General features: G+C 61.1%; 19 protein-coding genes. 10 read left to right on the plus strand and 9 right to left on the minus strand.

Translation table 11 applies throughout. From position 1 onward, the window contains the following. Positions 1-94 precede the first annotated feature (94 nt). Positions 95-487, plus strand: a complete 393-nt coding sequence (locus RAE09_RS11115) for an HNH endonuclease signature motif containing protein (protein ID WP_394372009.1) — start codon at positions 95-97, stop codon at positions 485-487. A 47-nt stretch (positions 488-534) separates the two neighbouring features. Then, positions 535-1,317, plus strand: a complete 783-nt coding sequence (locus RAE09_RS11120) for a DUF6880 family protein (RefSeq protein ID WP_316981702.1) — start codon at positions 535-537, stop codon at positions 1,315-1,317. Here RAE09_RS11120 and RAE09_RS11125 read toward each other — a convergent pair. The 3 genes from RAE09_RS11125 to RAE09_RS11135 are packed head-to-tail and all read right to left on the minus strand — an operon-like array spanning position 1,314 to position 5,571. Beyond that, a complete protein-coding gene (locus tag RAE09_RS11125; protein WP_316981703.1) occupies positions 1,314-1,937 on the minus strand; it encodes a DUF3239 domain-containing protein in 624 nt (207 codons plus the stop codon). The two genes, RAE09_RS11120 and RAE09_RS11125, sit on opposite strands and share 4 nt — an antisense overlap. Then, entirely contained in the window at positions 1,934-3,559 is a 1,626-nt protein-coding gene (locus RAE09_RS11130) for a DNA repair helicase XPB (protein ID WP_316981704.1), read from the minus strand. Before RAE09_RS11130 ends, RAE09_RS11125 begins: the two co-directional genes overlap by 4 nt. Then, positions 3,556-5,571, minus strand: coding sequence for a helicase-associated domain-containing protein (locus RAE09_RS11135; RefSeq protein ID WP_316981705.1), 2,016 nt, complete (start codon positions 5,569-5,571; stop codon positions 3,556-3,558). Before RAE09_RS11135 ends, RAE09_RS11130 begins: the two co-directional genes overlap by 4 nt. 66 nt (positions 5,572-5,637) lie before the next feature. Between RAE09_RS11135 and RAE09_RS11140 the strand changes: the two genes are divergently transcribed. After that, on the plus strand, positions 5,638-5,823 hold the full coding sequence (locus tag RAE09_RS11140) for a hypothetical protein (protein ID WP_023022020.1): 186 nt from the start codon (positions 5,638-5,640) through the stop codon (positions 5,821-5,823). 85 nt (positions 5,824-5,908) lie between these two features. Here RAE09_RS11140 and RAE09_RS11145 read toward each other — a convergent pair whose 3' ends face one another. Then, positions 5,909-6,538 (minus strand): resuscitation-promoting factor Rpf1 domain-containing protein, encoded by a 630-nt coding sequence (locus RAE09_RS11145; RefSeq protein WP_316981706.1) that lies wholly within the window; start codon positions 6,536-6,538, stop codon positions 5,909-5,911. Between the two features lie 321 nt (positions 6,539-6,859). On the opposite strand from RAE09_RS11145, the gene RAE09_RS11150 reads away from it, so the two are divergent. After that, positions 6,860-7,240, plus strand: coding sequence for a cold-shock protein (locus RAE09_RS11150; RefSeq protein WP_005323875.1), 381 nt, complete (start codon positions 6,860-6,862; stop codon positions 7,238-7,240). Here the strand turns inward: RAE09_RS11150 and RAE09_RS11155 are convergent. Beyond that, positions 7,237-7,815, minus strand: coding sequence for a DUF2771 domain-containing protein (locus RAE09_RS11155; protein ID WP_316981707.1), 579 nt, complete (start codon positions 7,813-7,815; stop codon positions 7,237-7,239). The two genes, RAE09_RS11150 and RAE09_RS11155, sit on opposite strands and share 4 nt — an antisense overlap. A 6-nt stretch (positions 7,816-7,821) precedes the next feature. Then, entirely contained in the window at positions 7,822-8,586 is a 765-nt protein-coding gene (locus tag RAE09_RS11160; RefSeq protein WP_316981708.1) for a glutaminyl-peptide cyclotransferase, read from the minus strand. A 38-nt stretch (positions 8,587-8,624) separates the two neighbouring features. Between RAE09_RS11160 and RAE09_RS11165 the strand changes: the two genes are divergently transcribed. From RAE09_RS11165 to RAE09_RS11175, 3 genes are read left to right on the plus strand one after another with little or no spacing between them, the layout of a single operon-like run. Then, a complete protein-coding gene (locus RAE09_RS11165; RefSeq protein ID WP_150851076.1) occupies positions 8,625-9,293 on the plus strand; it encodes a DUF3027 domain-containing protein in 669 nt (222 codons plus the stop codon). Between the two features lie 49 nt (positions 9,294-9,342). Then, a complete protein-coding gene (locus tag RAE09_RS11170) occupies positions 9,343-10,746 on the plus strand; it encodes an NCS2 family permease (protein WP_005328366.1) in 1,404 nt (467 codons plus the stop codon). Between the two features lie 9 nt (positions 10,747-10,755). Beyond that, entirely contained in the window at positions 10,756-11,562 is an 807-nt protein-coding gene (locus tag RAE09_RS11175; RefSeq protein ID WP_316981709.1) for a TrmH family RNA methyltransferase, read from the plus strand. Here RAE09_RS11175 and RAE09_RS11180 read toward each other — a convergent pair. From RAE09_RS11180 to serC, 3 genes are all read right to left on the minus strand, one after another. After that, complete coding sequence (locus RAE09_RS11180; RefSeq protein WP_316981710.1) at positions 11,523-12,353, minus strand: DUF6928 family protein; 831 nt, start codon at positions 12,351-12,353, stop codon at positions 11,523-11,525. The genes RAE09_RS11175 and RAE09_RS11180 overlap by 40 nt on opposite strands. Before the next feature lie 2 nt (positions 12,354-12,355). Continuing rightward, positions 12,356-13,231: a septation protein SepH gene (sepH, locus tag RAE09_RS11185; protein WP_316981711.1), complete on the minus strand. Its 876-nt coding sequence runs from the start codon at positions 13,229-13,231 to the stop codon at positions 12,356-12,358. A gap of 112 nt (positions 13,232-13,343) precedes the next feature. Next, positions 13,344-14,462, minus strand: coding sequence for a phosphoserine transaminase (gene serC, locus RAE09_RS11190; RefSeq protein ID WP_316981712.1), 1,119 nt, complete (start codon positions 14,460-14,462; stop codon positions 13,344-13,346). A 160-nt stretch (positions 14,463-14,622) separates the two neighbouring features. Between serC and RAE09_RS11195 the strand changes: the two genes are divergently transcribed. The 3 genes from RAE09_RS11195 to RAE09_RS11205 all read left to right on the plus strand — a co-directional run bounded on the left by RAE09_RS11195 (position 14,623) and on the right by RAE09_RS11205 (position 17,330). Then, entirely contained in the window at positions 14,623-15,915 is a 1,293-nt protein-coding gene (locus tag RAE09_RS11195) for a citrate synthase (protein WP_204609838.1), read from the plus strand. Positions 15,916-16,037: 122 nt separating this feature from the next. After that, positions 16,038-16,397, plus strand: coding sequence for an FKBP-type peptidyl-prolyl cis-trans isomerase (locus RAE09_RS11200; RefSeq protein ID WP_005323855.1), 360 nt, complete (start codon positions 16,038-16,040; stop codon positions 16,395-16,397). A 69-nt stretch (positions 16,398-16,466) separates the two neighbouring features. Next, complete coding sequence (locus RAE09_RS11205; RefSeq protein WP_005323853.1) at positions 16,467-17,330, plus strand: aldo/keto reductase; 864 nt, start codon at positions 16,467-16,469, stop codon at positions 17,328-17,330. The last annotated feature ends 174 nt before the right edge of the window (positions 17,331-17,504 follow it).

The raw sequence follows: 17,504 nt of genomic DNA on the forward strand, positions 1-17,504 counted from the left end.
TAGGGATGGTCAGCCCCGTCGACTTCGAAAACCACATTGGTCTAACCACCAGTAGAAAAGAAATAGCTGCCTAAGCACTAGGTAGCCCCACTACGTGTCCACGATTTGCGGGCAACCCCACCCCAGCACCGACATCCGCGCCTACACCCAAGGCAGAGACGCTACCTGCCGCTGGCCCGGCTGCACCGTCCCCGCCACCAGGTGCCAACTCGACCACCGCATCGAATACCACCACGGCGGGCCAACCAGCCCAGACAATCTAGTCAACCTCTGCCAACACCACCACAACATCAAAACCGACCGCAGAATCCATTACATCCTCGACCCGATTACCGGCACCATCGCCTGGCTCCACCACGACGGTACCTACCAACTAGACCACCCCACCGGACCACTAGCCACACACCAAACACACTGGAACCACACCTGGGCCCACTACCTCACACACCAACAACAACGAACAGAAAGGAAGACCTCCAAAGGGTAGGGGACGCCGTTAAAATGGGCTGACAGCCTACCGAGGAGGCCGAACTGATGAGCTCACTGGCTGCCATCGCCTTGCCATTTTTTCAGAGTAGGACCCGATCCTTTCTTGATGAGGATCGGGCAGCTAGACGTGCACTGAAAATGCAAGATGGAATTGGCGTGCTCGATTTTGCCGTGGAGGACCCTTCGGAGGATCCAGCCCAAGTATTCTCGGTTGTGCAAGAAGCGCTGGAGATTGCCGTAGATGTGATAGCCAATGCGGATGACTCACTTGGTATGTTAAGTGAGGTTGTTGAAGAGCTTATCGAGCTCCACGCTAAGAGCGCACAGCGCGCCAAGCCTGCGCCAATGGAGCTGGCCGAGTGGTTCATTGATTTCCATGAGAGCAACGAGGTTGATTACTTCGATCTCGACCCTGTTGCTTATTCAACGGTCCTCGGAGAAGACGGCCTGGCTCGGGTGCGAGCTTGGGCGGAAAACGCAGATGTTATCCGCCGCAAGTACATGGAGAAGCGCTTTGCGGTTTTAGATCACGACGTTGAAGCGATCATTCGTACACACTTGGCTGAGGGTAGCTACGCGGTTTATTTCGAAGAGGCAGCTACAGCCTTAGTAGAAATCGGTGAGTATGACGCTGCGTGGGAGTACGCGAAGCGTGGTACCGAATCTGAACCAGATTGGCAGGCGCGGTCCTGCGGGCAATTCTGGGTGGAACTAGCGAGGGATCATTTCCCCGAAAGGGAGGAAGAGGTCGCCCAGATAGTTCTCAACAAGTGGCCGGACCCGCTCCTAGAAGTAATGCTGTACCCAGAAAGGTTTGTGGAGCCCTAGAGAACTAGAAGGTCGAACTTTGTAGCCTTCACGTCCGAAAGGCGCTTGCGGGCGCGCTCGAGACGCTGCCACTGATCTTGGGGGATGGACTTTCGGGCGATGGTGACGGTTTCGGCGTCAGGGGTGCCCCATGCGATGGGCATAGGGGTGATTTGCTGCCAGTGGTTGTTGTCTGCGCGGCCGGACACAGCGGCGACGGGAACCTTGGTGCCTACGGTGCGCTGAGTGCCGGGAATAGCGGTCACGGTGCGCAGGCAAGCGGCCCAGCGGGGAGGCAGGGAAGGATCCACATTGGTATTGACTAGGGCGAGCAGGACCATGTCGCGTTCGTTGACCTCAGCGATGACAGCCGGAGCAAGGGGATAGGAGTCATAGAGCTGTTGGGCGGTGCCAACTTTACGTGCGGCGGCGAAGCCGACGATAGCCACCATGATTCCGAAAAGGATCATGCCGAGGCCGATGGTAATGCCCCAGGAAAATCCCCACCAGATGGCCGCGCCGCCGATGATGAGCAGGATGCCCAGCACGAGGCCGGAGATGCGAAGGCGGTTGGAATCGCGCAAGAGCTCGTTATTGGCCTTGGCAAAGGACTCGTCTACGTCGAACTTGAAGATTTTCATTGTTCCAAGTCTAGTGCGTCGATAAGCCGGTAGGCATATCCCTGCTCGGCGAGGAAGCGTTGGCGATGCACGGCGTAGTCTGCGTCGAGGCTATCGCGGGTGACTAGCGAATAGAAGAGGGCTTCCTCTTCCTTGGGGCGCAGCAGTCGGCCGAGGCGTTGGGCCTCTTCTTGGCGGGAGCCGAAAGTGCCGGAGACCTGGATGGCTAGAGCTGCCTCGGGAAGGTCGATGGAGAAATTGGCCACCTTGGATACTACGAGAACAGGAAGTGTGCCCTCGCGGAATTGTTGGAAGAGGCGTTCGCGCTTGGCGGTGGAGGTGGAGCCGTCGATAACGGGGGCGTCGAGATGCGCGCCGAGCTCCTTGAGCTGGTCGACATAACCGCCGATGATGAGCGCCTGCTGTGGGCGTCGGGCCAGGATCTTATCTACCGCACGGAGTTTGGCGGCGGCTTGGGCGGCGATGCGGTAGCGGTCGCGAGGTTGGGCGGTGGCGTACAGCATACGTTCCTCGGCGTCCATATCCACACGAACCTCGATGCATTCGGCGGTGGCGATATAGCCGGCCATCTCGAGCTCTTTCCATGGGGCGTCGTAGCGCTTGGGTCCGATGAGGGAGAAGACGTCGCCCTCGCGGCCATCCTCGCGCACGAGGGTGGCGGTAAGCCCTAGCCGACGCCGCGATTGAAGGTCCGACGTCATGCGGAACACCGGGGCGGGAAGGAGATGGACCTCGTCGTAGATGATGAGGCCCCAGTCGCGGGAATCGAAGAGCTCGAGGGCGCGGTATTCGCCCTTGGTCTTGCGGGTGACCACCTGGTAGGTGGCGATGGTGATGGGTTTGATTTCCTTCTTTTCGCCGGAGTATTCGCCGATTTCGTTTTCGGTTAGGGTGGTGCGGCGCAAGAGCTCGTCGCGCCATTGGCGGCCGGCGACGGTATTGGTAACCAGGATGAGCGTGGTGGATTCCGCCTTGGCCATCGCAGCCGCGCCGACGATGGTTTTGCCAGCGCCGCATGGGAGTACGACGACACCGGAGCCGCCGGACCAGAAGGCCTCGGTGGCGTGCTGCTGGTAGTCACGCAGCTGCCAGCCGTCGTGATTGAGGGCGATCGGATGGGACTCGCCATCGACGTAGCCGGCGAGATCCTCTGCCGGCCAGCCTGCCTTGAGGAGGGATTGTTTAAGGCGGCCGCGCTCGGAGGGCGGGACGGCGATGGAGTGCTCGTCGATGCGCGCGCCGAGGAGTTTTCCGGTAGCGCCGCGGGAGAGTTCTTCCAGGATAGGTGGCTCTTCGGACTCGAGGATGAGGCCGTGGGCCGGGTGGGCGTGCAGGCGGACGCGGCCGTAGCGGGACATGGTTTCGGCGACGTCGACAAGCAGGGCTTGGGGGACGGGAAAGCGGGAGTAGTTTTCCAGGACGTCGACGACCTGCTCGGCGTCGTGCCCGGCCGCGCGGGCATTCCACAACGCGAGCGGGGTGATGCGGTAGGTGTGCACGTGCTCGGGGGCGCGCTCCAGCTCCGCAAAGGGAGCGAGTGCGGCGCGGGCCTCGGCGGCTTGGGCGTGATCCACCTCGAGCAGGACGGTCTTATCCGACTGCACAATCAATGGTCCATTCATGGCTCCAGCGTAACGGAGGTGATCCGGTGCAAGGGAAACCGGATGGTAGAGCCATCGGCCGCGCGAGCGTCGATTTGCCCGCCCGCCACGGTCAGCGGGGTGACGGTGCGTTTCTTTTCGTTGCCGTTCTTGTCCGCATAGCCGATGGTGATCGGCCGGGCAGTGCGCGCGGCGGCGTGGACTATATCGAGGCTGGGCGTGGAAGGCGCCGCGTCGTCGCGCAGGGTGCGCATCGCCTTCGCGATGTCCGGGGAAGCGGTGGCCCGGCGGGCGGTGGGCGTCGGCAGTGTAGCCGGTTCGGGCGCGACGTTCAGGCTGGCGCCGCTTTCGTCCTCAGCAGCGGGAGAGAGTCCGTGGTCGCGTAGTCGTTCCAGCAGGTCGTGCACCGGCAATTGGGACACCGCGACGGTGGGCGCGAGCAGGCGCAAAGGCGCGGCCTTGAGCGCAATCTGGAGGAGAGCCGGGTCCTCGCTGCGCAGGTAGGACAGTGCCGGGCCGGAGCGCAGGGTGCCATGGCGCTTGGCGACGTCCCCGATATGAAACTCCAGCGTCTGCGGCACATCCCCGTGGGCGGCGAAGAAGGCCTGGATTTCTTCCCCAGCCATGCCGCGATCCAGACCGCGGCGCAGGGAAGCATCCGAAATGCGGTAAACGCTGGCCAGGCCGGGGGACTCGAGGTCGGCGACTGATTCGAGCCGCTGGTGGGTATCCGGATCGAGCGGGCCAGGAACCAATACGGTCATATCCGCTTGGATGAGGAAGTAGTCGACCGTGTCGGGGGTCAGGCGGGCGGCGGCGTCGGGGGCGTCGATAAGCACGCTGGTGGGGCGCTCAAGGGCAATGGCGCCGATCCACTCGGCTTCCGCCCGGAGTTCGGCGATGGTTTCGTCCGAAGTGTGGGTGGCAAAGAGCGGGAAGTGGAAGCGTATGGATTCTTCGAAGGTGGGTTTCGCCCCACGCAGGTAGACCTGCAGGACTTTGTCCCTGAAGCTAGGTAGTCGGTCATTGGTGTGCGCTAGCGTGCGGCCTTCCTTTGTCCATGGGGAGGCAGTCCAAGCCTCGAGCAGAAATTGCCATTTTTCGGCGAGGTTTGCGTCGAGCCAGGTTTGGGCGAGCTCCGTTGGGGCGAGGAAATTGCCCTCCATGTTTTTCGGCTCGCCGCGGCTTAGTAGGCGGGCACTCATGCCGAGTTCGATGAGCCGGCGTAGCTCCGCTTCGCCGATGTCGAGGGTTTTGCTCAGGTTGGTGAGCTGGCGAACGCCGACGGTCTTGTCCTTGAGCAGTTCTATCGGCCGCGCGCCTAGGGCGTCAATGACGCGCTGCATGCCGCGCACGGCGGAAAGGCCGGCCGCGGTGCCGGCATCATCGGCCTTGGAATCCGGGGCGGGGGATTCGGTGATTCCCTCTACTGGGATTGGGGCGGTGGGCTTGCCGTTCAGCGCAAGGTGCACGGCGCGCGGCAGGCGGACGGTGGTGGCATCCACGCGCTGGAGCAGCTGCTTGGCGATGAGCCGCGGAATCGGCCGGGTCGGATCCGCATCGATGGCCGCGTCCCGCGTGGTCCCGAGGCCATTGGAGCGGGACAAGGTCTCGAGAACCTTCCGTTCTTCGTCCGGCAGCTCGGCGATGTCCTCCGGGCTGACCTGAACCTGGTCGAGGAGGGACCAGCCCGTGGGAAGGGCTGGCATGACCTCGGGCGGGATTAGGACGTTGCCGTACGCTAGTCCGCGCTCCTTGAGCCGGCGGGTGATCTCTGGACGCAGGTCTTCTACCTCCTCGAGCTCTCCACCACGGCGCGCGATGTCCTCGATTTCCGCGAGCAACTCCGCGGAGCAGTCCATGAGGGTTCGCGCGATCGAGGTGCGCAGCAGTAACCGAGTGGCAAGCGCGGTGATGCTCGGGGGTAGCGGATTGAGCACATCTGGCCGGTTGCGGAGGATGGTGGCGAGCTCTTCTTCCTCAAGGGAGGCAAGCCACGTGCGGAAATGCGGGAGGTGGGAAGACTGAGTCATGATGTCACCCCAGTTTAGTTATCGTTTGAGTTACGTTTTTGCGCAAGGTTTGAAATAATAAGGGCTATGTCGAATGAGAAGAAGGGTCACGTTTCCCCGGCTTGGCCGAAGAACGAAAATCGCGAGCACGCAATCACCGAAATCTCTGCGCCTTTTGCTGGTGCGTCCAGCCCCTACGGCGATGATCTGATCTTGCCGATGCCGGCAGAGAAGCTGAACTACGTTCACCCTTATACTCGCATCAATCGCTAGAGTATGTCCCCGCCTTGGCGCGGGGATTTTTCTTTCATACAAAAAGGGCCCTTTGCAGTAGCAAAGGGCCCTTTATCGCTATGTATTAGCGGGTGATGTTCTCAATCATCTGCGCAATCGGGTCGATGACGTTGCGGTTGGCAGAGTAGAAGTTGTTGAAGTCGTGGCGGTTAGCCTTGTACAGCTCGGTGAACTGCGTAGGCAGTGCCAGGCCGTAGGAGGCAGCGGCGTTCTTGATGGTGTTGTACAGAGCATCAACAGCCAGCTCGTCGGACTTCTGAGCGGCAGCCTGCTTGACCGGAGCCGGTGCCTGGGCCGGAGCCTTAGGGGCAGCGGACGGAGCGGTGCGCTGGGTTGGAGCGGAATTCAGGCCGAGGGAAGCGGAGCAAGCCGGCCATGCGCCCCAGCCCTGGGAAGCAAGCACGCGCTCAGCGACGACAATCTGCTGCTCGCGGGTAGCCTGGTCAGCGGTAGCAGCGAACTGGCCGCCGCCATTGGCCTGCCAGGTCTGCGGGTTGAACTGCAGTCCGCCCTGGTAGCCGTTGCCGGTGTTGATGTGCCAGTTGCCGCCGGCCTCGCACTGTGCCAGACGGTCCCAGTCGGAATCTGGGGCAGCGGATGCGGTCGGTGCCATGATGGCAGCGGCGGCGCCGAAGGCGACGGTGCCGGCGGTGAACTTAGCGGCCATACGGTTCTTAGCGGAGTGGCGTCCCATGTAGTTAGTCCTCTCTGTGTGCCCGCATTAAGTGCAAAGAATATGTACCAAAAAGAAAGGGCGGGCGAGGGCAACTTTCTTAACGGCTCTTAAGTGTCTGGGGGACAGCGTAGCGGTTTATAACGAAAGTGTCACGTTATGGGCACTAAACGGGAAAGAAATGGGACAAATGTGGTGGGTGAGGGGGCATTTTCGCAGGTGGGCGGCAATATGTGATCTGTGTCATGTAACGCGGGTGTGTCGCGGCAGAGTGCGCGACTTCTGTTGTTTTGACCAGGCGGCTAAAATAAAGATTTTCCCCTAGAGAAGAGGTGGGTACCTATGCCTATTGGCAAAGTGAAGTGGTATGACGCCGAGAAAGGTTTCGGTTTCGTCAGCAACCCGGGCGATGAAGACGTCTATGTTGGCCGCAACGTGCTGCCCAAGGGAGTAGAGGAACTGTTCCCCGGCCAGCGCATCGACTTCGATTTCGCGGCCGGGCGCCGCGGTCCGCAGGCGCTGCGGGTCAAGGTATTGGATAAGCCGCGTCGCCGTACGCCGGCCCGCAAGCCGGAAGAGCTCGGCAGCATGGTCTCTGACGTGATGACCTTGCTGGAGTCGCAGATTCAGCCGGTGCTTAATTCCGGCCGCTACCCGGAGCGCAAGACTGGGCGCCAGGTAGCAGAAATCCTCCGCGCAATCGCGAAGGATTTGGATAGCTAATCAGAAGCCTTCGTGGATTCCTCCGCGGAGGCTTCTCGTTCTTTATCGGTCATCGTGGTCAGTGACCACACGGTGGCCAAGGGGGTTTCGTCACCGTTGTCATCGGTGCCAATCATCATGGAGGAAATCTCCACCACCTTGAGGCGGGGGCGCTTGCCGGTAGAGGCCTTGATGGGGTCTACCGAGCCGGGGATCGATACCTCGGTGGTCTCGTTCGCGCCGTGTGCGGTTTCATCGTTGGCGGCGGGGTCATCGTAGATGGAAAGAATCTTCCACTCGTGGTCGGAGATTTCTTCGGGAATATCGAGCTTGAGGGTGTCATCATCCCCCACGGTGAGGTTCGGGACCTCGCCTTCCGAGCATTCGGTGCCGGGCTCGCATGCAATGTACGGGGCGACGTCGATGGAATTATCGCCCACGGAGGCGGCGACCGTGATATCGCGGGGATCGGGACCCGGGCGCTGGTTCCACCAGTTTTGGAAGATCACTACGGCGGCGACGATGACCGCCACGACCACGATGAGGGCCAAGATCTGCAGCAGCGACTTTTTCCTTGCTTCCTTACGGGTTGCCATGGGCCTTTACCTTACTCGAACGTGGAAGAGTTCTTCCCACCGCTTGCCGGTAAGCCAGAACTCATCGTCTGTGATGTGTGCGATGCCGTTGAGGACATCATCGGGGTCGGTATAGCGGGACTTATCTATCGCATCGGTGGAGATTACGGCGGTCACGCGGCCGGTGGAGGGATCGATGCGGTAGATATTGTCATCCATCCAGACATTGGCGTAGACGGCATCGTCTACGCACTCGAGTTCATTGATGTCTTCGAGGGGCTTTCCCTCTAGGGTGACGTTGGTAGTAGAGCGCTCCGCGAAGGTCTCGGGGTCCATGTGCCGCAGGGTAGCGGAGCCATCGGACAGGAGGAGATCCTCGCCGGTATTGCACAGGCCCCAGCCCTCGCCCGAGTAGGTGGCGGAATCTACCTGGCGCAGGTCGTGGTCGTATTTTAGGGCTTGGCCGGACTTCCAGGTCAGTTGCCAGATGGAATCGCCGGCTTGGGTGATGCCCTCGCCAAAGTAGCGGCTATCCAGGCGCGTTTCAGCCAAGGTCTCGCCGGTTTCGGGGGAGAAGCGCTCCAGGCGGGATTCTCCCCATTGGCCGGTGCCTAGAAGCAAGTTGCCGTCCGGATCCGTTTCGAGGCCCTGCGTAAAGGAGTTGGGCGGCAGGGAAGCGGTGCCGAGAACCTCGACGGAGAGGTGTTCTACTTCGGGTTCTGCTGGTGTAGAGGAACAGGCGGCGAGCGTGCAGGGGAGGAGAATGCAGGCGGCGCGGGAAAGAAACGACATGCACCATATGTACCACCGCGTGCGCTCCATAATGAATAATGAGGGGCGTGAGTAAGCGAAAAGCAAATCCGTTGATCGATTCCCGCGCCGTGCGCATCGCGCGCGAGGCGTTGGATGAGGTGGGGGAAGGGGGCGTCGGCAAGCATATCGGCGTCGCCGGGATGGGCCGAAACGTTGCTACCCACCGATTTGAAGCAGAAATGCCTGGCTACCCTGGCTGGGAATGGCAGGCGGTGCTCGCCTGCGCGGAGGGATCGCGCTACGTCACCGTCAATGAGGTGGCGCTGGTGCCGGGAGGGGAGGCCCTGCAGCCGCCGGAATGGGTGCCCTATGAGGACCGTGTGCGGCCAGGCGACCTCGGGCCCGGAGACCTAATGCCACCGGCCGTGGATGATTCCCGCCTGGATGGGGAAACTTTGTCCAAATCCGGCCTGGAAGACGCCAAGAAGCGCTGGCGCACCGAGTTCGGCCCCAATACGGATATGGCGGCCAAGGCGCGCCTGCAATGCCGCACCTGTGCGTTTTATGTGCAGCTGTTGGATAACTATGGCGTCTGCGCCAATGAGTACTCGGCGGATGGCCGGGTGGTGCACTCGCGCTATGGCTGCGGTGCACATTCGCAGACGCGCGTGCGGGAAGAAAAGGCCCCGGAAGTGGCCTTCGATGATGAAAAGCCCATCTTCCAGGATTTTGAAATCGAGGATTAAGGCAGCACACTTATGGCGTAAGACTCGCTGTACGTGAAAGGCGCAGGCGTTGAAAGCCACTCTCGATCGCTACTTCCATATCTCTGAACGTGGTTCCTCCATTGGAACCGAGCTACGCGCGGGAACGGTCTCGTTCTTCGCCATGGCCTATATCATCCTTTTGAACCCGCTCATCCTCGGTACAACCGAGGACGCAGAAGGCTACGCGCTGGGCGTGCCACAGGTCGCCGCCGCCACCGCGCTGGTCGCCGGCGTCATGTCCATTCTCTTCGGCGCCATTGCCAAGTATCCCTTCGCCATGGCCGCAGGCTTAGGCATGAATACCTTCGTGGGCGTGAGCATGGTCGCCACTAGCGGGCTGACCTGGCAGGAATCCATGGGCCTAGTGGTCATCGAGGGCATCATTATCGTCCTGCTGGCCATCTCTGGTTTCCGCACCGCCGTCTTTGACGCCATCCCTCAGTCCATGAAGGCGGCGATGGGCGTGGGCATCGGCATGTTCATCGCCATGATTGGCCTCGTGGATGGTGGCTTTGTCACCCGCGTGCCGGACGCCGCGCACACCACCGTGCCGGTGGGGCTGGGCATCAATGGTTCGATTTCTACCTGGCCCGCGCTGGTCTTTGTCATCGGCCTCATTATCTGTTCCTTCATGGTCATCCGGAACGTGCCGGGCGGGCTCTTTATCGCCATCGTGCTTACCACCATCATCGCGTTTATTATCCAGGCGTTTACCGGCTCCGAGGACTGGGGCATGGCCGCGCCCGTGAAGCCGGAGGCGCTCGGCGGCATTCCGGATCTGTCCATCGTGGGCGATGTGAACCTGGTGGGCGCCTTTACCAAGATCGGCGTGGTCTCCACGGTGCTGCTGATTTTTACCCTGCTGCTTACCAACTTCTTCGATGCGATGGGCACCATGACCGGCCTGGGCAAGCAAGGCAAGCTTGTCGACGCCGACGGCAACCTCCCCGATATGAAAAAGGCCCTCGTCGTCGAAGGCTTCGGCGCCGTGGCCGGCGGCCTGGGCTCTGCTTCTTCCAATACCGTCTTTGCGGATTCCTCCGCCGGCATTGCCGATGGCGCCCGTACGGGCCTGGCCAACCTCATGACCGGCGTGCTGTTCCTCGCCGCGATGTTCTTGACCCCGCTCTATGAGATCGTGCCCATCGAGGCCGCCTCCCCGGTACTCGTCATCGTCGGCGTAATGATGGCCGCGCAGCTGACCGAGATCCGCTGGACCAAGATGGAGATCGCCATCCCCGCCTTCCTGACCATTGTGACCATGCCGTTTACCTATTCCATTGCCAACGGCATCGGCGTGGGCTTCATCTCCTTCGCGCTCATGTCCACCTTCGCCGGCAAGGCCAAGGACGTGCACTGGATCATGTGGCTCTTGGCAGGCCTCTTCGTGATTTTCTTTGGCATGGATCCGATTTCCAATGCCATCGGCTAGCCTAAGGGCATGCTGATTACTGACCCCGCAGACCCTCGCCTAGACGATATTCGGAACCTCAACAAATCCGATAAGTCCGGCGAGGGTCTCGTCATTGCTGAGGGCCCGCTGGTGGTCTCCCGGCTGGCCGAGTCCCGGTTTCCCATGCGCTGCCTCGTAGGCTTTCCCAAAAAGGTGGAGGCCTATTTTTCCGAGTACGGCGAACCCGAGTGCCCCATCTACGAGGTCTCTCGCGAGACCCTAGCGGAGGTGGCCGGCTTCGATATGCACCGCGGGCTGGTCGCCGCCGCGGACCGCGCCCCGGAGCCGGAGGTGGGCGAGATTCTAGAGACCGCAAAGACCATCGCCGTGCTCGAGGGCGTGGGCGATCATGAAAATATTGGCGCCATCTTCCGCCATGCTGCTGGCATGGGCGTGGATGCGGTGCTGCTGGGCTCCGGTGCGGCGGATCCGCTCTACCGGCGCTCGGTGCGCGTGTCCATGGGGCACGTGCTGCGCTTGCCCTTTGCCCATTTAGAGGGCGGGTTTACTACGTGGCAGCGTTCCTTGCAGGCGCTTGCCGACGCCTCCTTTACCCTCATTTCCCTAACCCCCAACCCCCAGGCGGTGCACTTGGCCGAGGCCATGCACGGCCTGGATAAGGTGGCGATGCTCGTCGGCGCGGAGGGCCCCGGCCTTACCGAACACGCAATGAAGGCCACCGATATACGCGCACGCATACCGATGGCCCCTGGTACCGATTCTCTTAATGTGGCGACCGCCGCCGCCATTTCCTTTTATGAGCGCCAGCGCTCCTTGAGCGACTTAAACGTCTGAGAGCTCCAATTGCCAATGAGCGAGCCCAAATGCTTCGCAGTGGAGATGATTTCCTCGCCGGTGGATTCCGGCTCGGCGCTGTGGTCCTCGTAGTCGTCATAGTCGTTCAGCCCCAGCTTATTGGCGGACTGCGCGGCTAGCTCACCCACGGTTTGCTTGGGCTTCGGCGGGTCGATCTTTGGCTCTGGGCGGCCATCGACGGCGTAGCCCACAACGTCTAGGTCTGGGCCATCGTGACCCACCTCGATGCCGAGCCAGTATTCCTGGGCCGCTTCCATGATACCCTGCGGCTCGAAGGGCAGGGAGATACCGCCGAGCGGCTCATACTTTTCGCCTGCCCAGTAGGGCGCCTCGAAAGGCTCGGGCAGACCGGTGTCCTCGTAGAGGTGCTCGCGCGTAGCGCACAGGCAGCGCTTGAGCTCGCCGCCCTCCCACAGGGCGAAGCCGGCGTAGCCTTCTTTCTCATTGCTCGCCAGCGCAATGACGCGCTGGGCCGGCACCGCATTAAGGAGCGTGTCCGGCAGCTGGGAAAGGAGAACAGAATCCCCCTCGCAGACCGTTTGCACCACGGTGATGCCGGGGTAGCCGCCGATGTAGTACTCGTTCGGATCCGTCTGTGCGGAGCGGTTGAGCGGGAATTGGCCAATCGGCGTGACCGGGAAGGTCGGGTCCAGCTGGGCGAGGAATTTCCGCCCAAAACCGCGATCCGCCTTGGGCTCGGTCTTCAATACCTCTTCCGCATTAGGTTGAGAGATGTACCAGAGAGTAAGTACAGCGTGAGAGATGTCCACGATTAGTCCCTAGGGCGCTTGGTATTGGAGCGAACGCCGAGCAGCACGTCCTCCCAATGCGGGGTGACGGCCTTGCGGCGGCGCTTGGTGGGCTTTTCTTCTGGCGAGGGGTTCTGCAGGAACTCCTCTTCCTCCGGCTCTTCCGGAGGGGTGGTCGGCGCGGTGAGGTCGGTGACGTTGCTGGGCTGGTCGCCATCGATAGCTTCGTCATAGCGGCCGCTGCCCAGCGAAGTTAGCGAGCGCACCGGCTGCACGAAATCGGGGTCCGTTAGGTCCGCGGCCACCGAGTTGCGCGCTTCCACCGTGGCGGGCGAGGACATGGACTGCTTGAAGTACCACTCGGCCTCGTTCTCGGACAGGCCGGCCTTCCACGTCACGCGCACGATCCAGGCCTCGCCCTGGTGGCGGTAGGCATCCCAGGTGGACTCGGAGAGCGAGTGGCCGCGGGCGGCAAAGGCGGTGGCCAGAACCTCCCACAAGGTGAGCTTGGCCGGTCCGTCCTCGCGGACGGGGTGTGCCTGCTTGGAAATCTCCGCGATGCGATTGCGCTCCAGCATGACCGGGTAGGCGAAAGGCTCGATGCGAGATTCGGTCACGCCCATTTCTTCCGCCAGCTCCGCCGCAGAGGCACCGGCGCGGATGCGGTTTTGAATCTCCGCCGGGCGGATCTTTGTCTCTTCCACCGGCTCCGGTTTGGCGGGCTTGGCAAGGCTGATGGCCGGAGCCGCCGGTTCCTCTTCCGGGGTTTCCTGCTGCTCGCCCTGCAGGGCCTCGCGCAGCTCATCGGTGATGGAGAGGAAAAACTCTTCGCCGTCTTCGGTGCGCAGCACCAAAGAGGTTTCGGTCGACTCGCTGTCAACTGGGAACAGCTCGCGCATAATAGGGCGCTCCTTTTGCCTATCGACGGCGGACATATCTGTGATGCATTCAACTATAACGTGAAAATGCCCCGCGGCCTGCGAGGCGGCGGGGCATGTTGGGTGAGATGCGTTATTTCGCATCCAAGACGTAGTCGATGCACTGGGTCAGCTGGGCGATATCGGCCGGATCAATAGCCGGGAACATGCCGATGCGCAGTTGATTACGGCCCAGCTTGCGGTACGGCTCCACGTCCAGGATGCCGTTGGCGCGCAGGGTGGCGGCGAGCGCTGCGGCATCGACGGACTCGGCAAAGTCGATGGTGCCCACCACAAGCGAGCGGGACGCAGGCTCCGCGACGAAGGGAGTGGCCTCCGGGCGGGATTCGGCCCAGTTATACAGCATGGTGGAGGATTCCGTAGTGCGCTCAACCATGCCGTCCAGCCCGCCATTGGCATTCATCCACTGGACCTGGTTATTCAGCATGAGCAGGGTGGCAATTGCCGGGGTGTTATAGGTCTGGTTCTTGCGCGAGTTATCGACTGCCGTTTGCAGGTTGAGGAAGTTGGGGATATAGCGTTCGGAGGCGTTGATTTTCTCAATCCGCTCCAGCGCGGCGGGGGACATGGCGGCGAGCCACAGGCCGCCGTCGGAAGCAAAGCACTTTTGCGGCGAGAAGTAGTAGACGTCCGTATCGGAGATGTGCACGGGCAGGCCACCCGCGCCGGAGGTGGCGTCCACGACCACCAGCTGCTGATCATTGCGGGGGTGCGGGCGGGTGACTTCTGCCATCGCGCCGGTGGAGGTTTCATTGTGTGCCCAAGCGACGACGTCCGCCTCTGCAGAAAGATCGCGCGGGTCGGGTGCGGTGCCCACTGGGGACTCCACGATGGAGGGGGCATCGAGCCAGGGTGCACCCGCGGCGGCCTTGGCACATTTAGTGGAAAACTCGCCAAAGGTGAGGTGGGCGGAGTGGCGCTCTATAAGCCCGAAGGCGGCAGCATCCCAGAAGGCGGTGGCGCCGCCGAGGGAAAGGACAATCTCGTAGCCCTCTGGCAGGGAGAAGAGAGCGCTTAAGCCTTCTCGCACCGAACCTACGAGGTTCTTTACCGCCGGCTGGCGGTGAGAAGTGCCCATGACCGCGGGGTCAATGGCCGCAAGCTGGTCGGGGCGAACCTTGGAGGGGCCGCAGCCAAAGCGGCCGTCGGCAGGCAGGAGGTCGGCAGGCAGCGTAAGTTCGGGTGTGCTCATGCAAGTCAGTGTAGAACAGTTCCGGTCGAACGGCAGTTATTTTAGTCGGCCAAATCCTGTTGGCGGCGTCACAAAGTTTGCTAAGGTGTGAAGAGGTATCAAGCTAACTTCCTTAAGTTAGTGCTTAATAGTGACTCTTCACATAGAGAAAGGAACTTCCGTGGCTTCTGAAGACAACAAGGTAGTGCTCCAGTACCCAGGCGGCGAGTACGAGATGGACATCAAGCAGTCCACCGAGGGCGACTCCGGCTTTGACATTTCCAAGCTCCGTAACGAGACCGGGCTCGTTACCTTCGACCCTGGTTATACCTCCACCGGTTCCACCGAGTCCAAGATCACCTTCATTAACGGTGAAGAGGGCATCCTGCGCCACCGCGGTTACGATATCGCGGACCTGGCGGAAAACGCTTCCTTTAACGAGGTTTCCTATCTGCTGATCAAGGGTCATCTGCCTAACGAGGAAGAGCTCAGCCACTTTAACCGCGAAATCCGCCACCACACCCTGTTGGATGAGGACTTCAAGGCCGCGTTCAATATCTTCCCGCGCAACGCGCACCCAATGGCCGTGCTGGCGTCCTCCCTTAACATTCTTTCCGCGTACTACCAGGACCAGCTCAACCCGCTGGACCCGGAGCAGCTGGATAAGGCCACCGTCCGCCTGCTGGCTAAGGTTCCAATGCTGGCTGCGTATGCTTACCGCGCGTCTCAGGGCAAGCCTTATATGTACCCGGACAATAGCCTGAACGCCCGCGAGAACTTCCTGCGCATGATGTTCGGTTACCCCACCGAGGAGTACGAGGTGGATCCGGTTGTAGCTAAGGCGCTGGATAAGCTGCTCATTCTGCACGCTGACCACGAGCAGAACTGCTCCACCTCCACCGTGCGCATGATTGGTTCCGCTCAGGCCAATATGTTCGTCTCCATCGCCGGCGGCATTAACGCCCTGTCCGGTCCGCTGCACGGCGGCGCAAACCAGGCCGTTCTGGAGATGCTGGAAGATATCCAGAACAACCACGATGGTGACGCTACCGACTTCATGAACCGCGTGAAGAATAAGGAAAAGGGCGTTCGCCTCATGGGCTTTGGCCACCGCGTGTACAAGAACTACGACCCACGCGCGGCCATCGTCAAGGAGACCGCCCACGAGATCATCGAGCACCTGGGCGGCGACCCAATGCTGGACCTGGCCATGAAGCTGGAAGACATTGCGCTGAATGACGATTACTTCGTCTCCCGCAAACTCTACCCGAACGTGGACTTCTACACCGGCCTGATCTACCGCGCCATGGGCTTCCCGACGGACTTCTTCACCGTCCTCTTCGCCATCGGCCGCCTGCCAGGCTGGATTGCGCAGTACCGCGAGCAGCTGGAGATCAACACCAAGATCAACCGTCCGCGCCAGATTTACACCGGCGAGTCCCTGCGTAAGGTTACCCCGCGTAGCGAGCGTTAAAGCGCTTTGCGGTCTGCCTAATTAAGCCGAATCGGGTGGTAGCACCTATAATAGGTGCAGCTCGGTTCGGTTTTTTATGCGACCGCACGAACAAACTAGATTTCCCAAGGAGAATAATCCCCATGGATAAGCCTGTTATTGAAGCCCAGTCTGGCCCAGCGCCGACCGACCTTGTCGTAGAAGACATCGTCGTCGGCGACGGTGCTGAGGCGCAGCCTGGTGCCGTAGTGGAGGTCCACTACGTCGGCGCTGAATACGAGACCAACCAAGAATTCGATTCCTCGTGGGACCGTGGCCAGTCCATCGAGTTCCCGCTGACCGGTCTCATCGCCGGCTGGCAAGAGGGCATTCCGGGAATGAAGGTGGGCGGTCGCCGCAAGCTCATCATCCCGCCGGAAAAGGCCTACGGCCCCGCCGGTGGTGCGCACCCGCTGTCCGGCCGCACCTTGGTCTTCATTATTGACCTCATCCGCGCCGACTAAAAGCGCTCAGCCCCAGGGTTCGCCCTGGGGTTTCGTCGTTTTCGGCGCGGTCAGAAAAACTGCGGCACAATGGAGGGCATGACTGTGCCAACCGTAACTTTCAATGATGACCGCGAAATGCCCCAGCTGGGCTTGGGTACGTACAAGCTATATGACGAGGAATGCATCCGCGTCATCCGCGAGGCCATCGATTTGGGTTACCGCCACTTCGATACCGCCACGCTCTACAAGAACGAAGAGGCGGTAGGCACCGCCCTGAAGCAGGCAATGGATGCCGGCGACGTCACCCGCGATGAGCTCTTTATTACCTCCAAGGTATGGCACTCCCACCAGGGAGAGCACAAGGTGGAAGAGGCATTCCAGCAGTCGCTTAAGGATCTGCAGCTGGACTACCTCGACCTGTATCTTATCCACTGGCCGTGGCCGCAGGGTGGCCTCTACAACGAGACCTTTGAGGCTATCGCCCGCCTGCAGGGCATGGGTCAGATTGCGTCCATCGGCGTGGCTAATTTCTACGAGGACGTGCTCAAGGACCTAATTTCCACCACCGGCATTTCTCCGGTGCTCAACCAGGTGGAGATCCATCCGGGCTTTACCCAGTCCAGCCTGCGCGCCTTCCACCACGATAATGACATCGTCACCGAGGCATGGGCCCCGCTGGCGCGCGGCGTTGTGCTCAATAACCCCGTGATTGAGCAGGCTGCTGCTGACCATGAGGCGACCGAGGGGCAGGTTGTGCTGTCCTACCTCATGTCCAAGGGCATATCCGTCATTCCGAAGTCCGCGCGCACCGAGCGCCTGAAGGAAAACTTGGCCGCCACCGAGCTAGAGCTCACGGCAGAGGAAGTATCCGCCATTGACGCCCTTGAGGGCCAGGAGGGCTTTGGCCGCATGTTCAATGACCCGCGCGAATTCCCAGGCAACGAAGAGTAACGTCAATCGCAGATTAAGCCCCCTCACGGGGGCTTTTTCTTTTGTCAAGCGGCTGGGCGGATTCTAGGGGTCGTTGCAACGATGATGGTTAGTTTGGTTTGATGCTACCGGTTTGTGTGAGGGCGTTGGTCATGACTTCGGCTGGGGTGCGCCAGTTGAGTGCTTTGCGTGGTT

This window comes from Corynebacterium tuberculostearicum, assembly GCF_032821615.1.
Classification (GTDB): domain Bacteria; phylum Actinomycetota; class Actinomycetes; order Mycobacteriales; family Mycobacteriaceae; genus Corynebacterium; species Corynebacterium tuberculostearicum_H.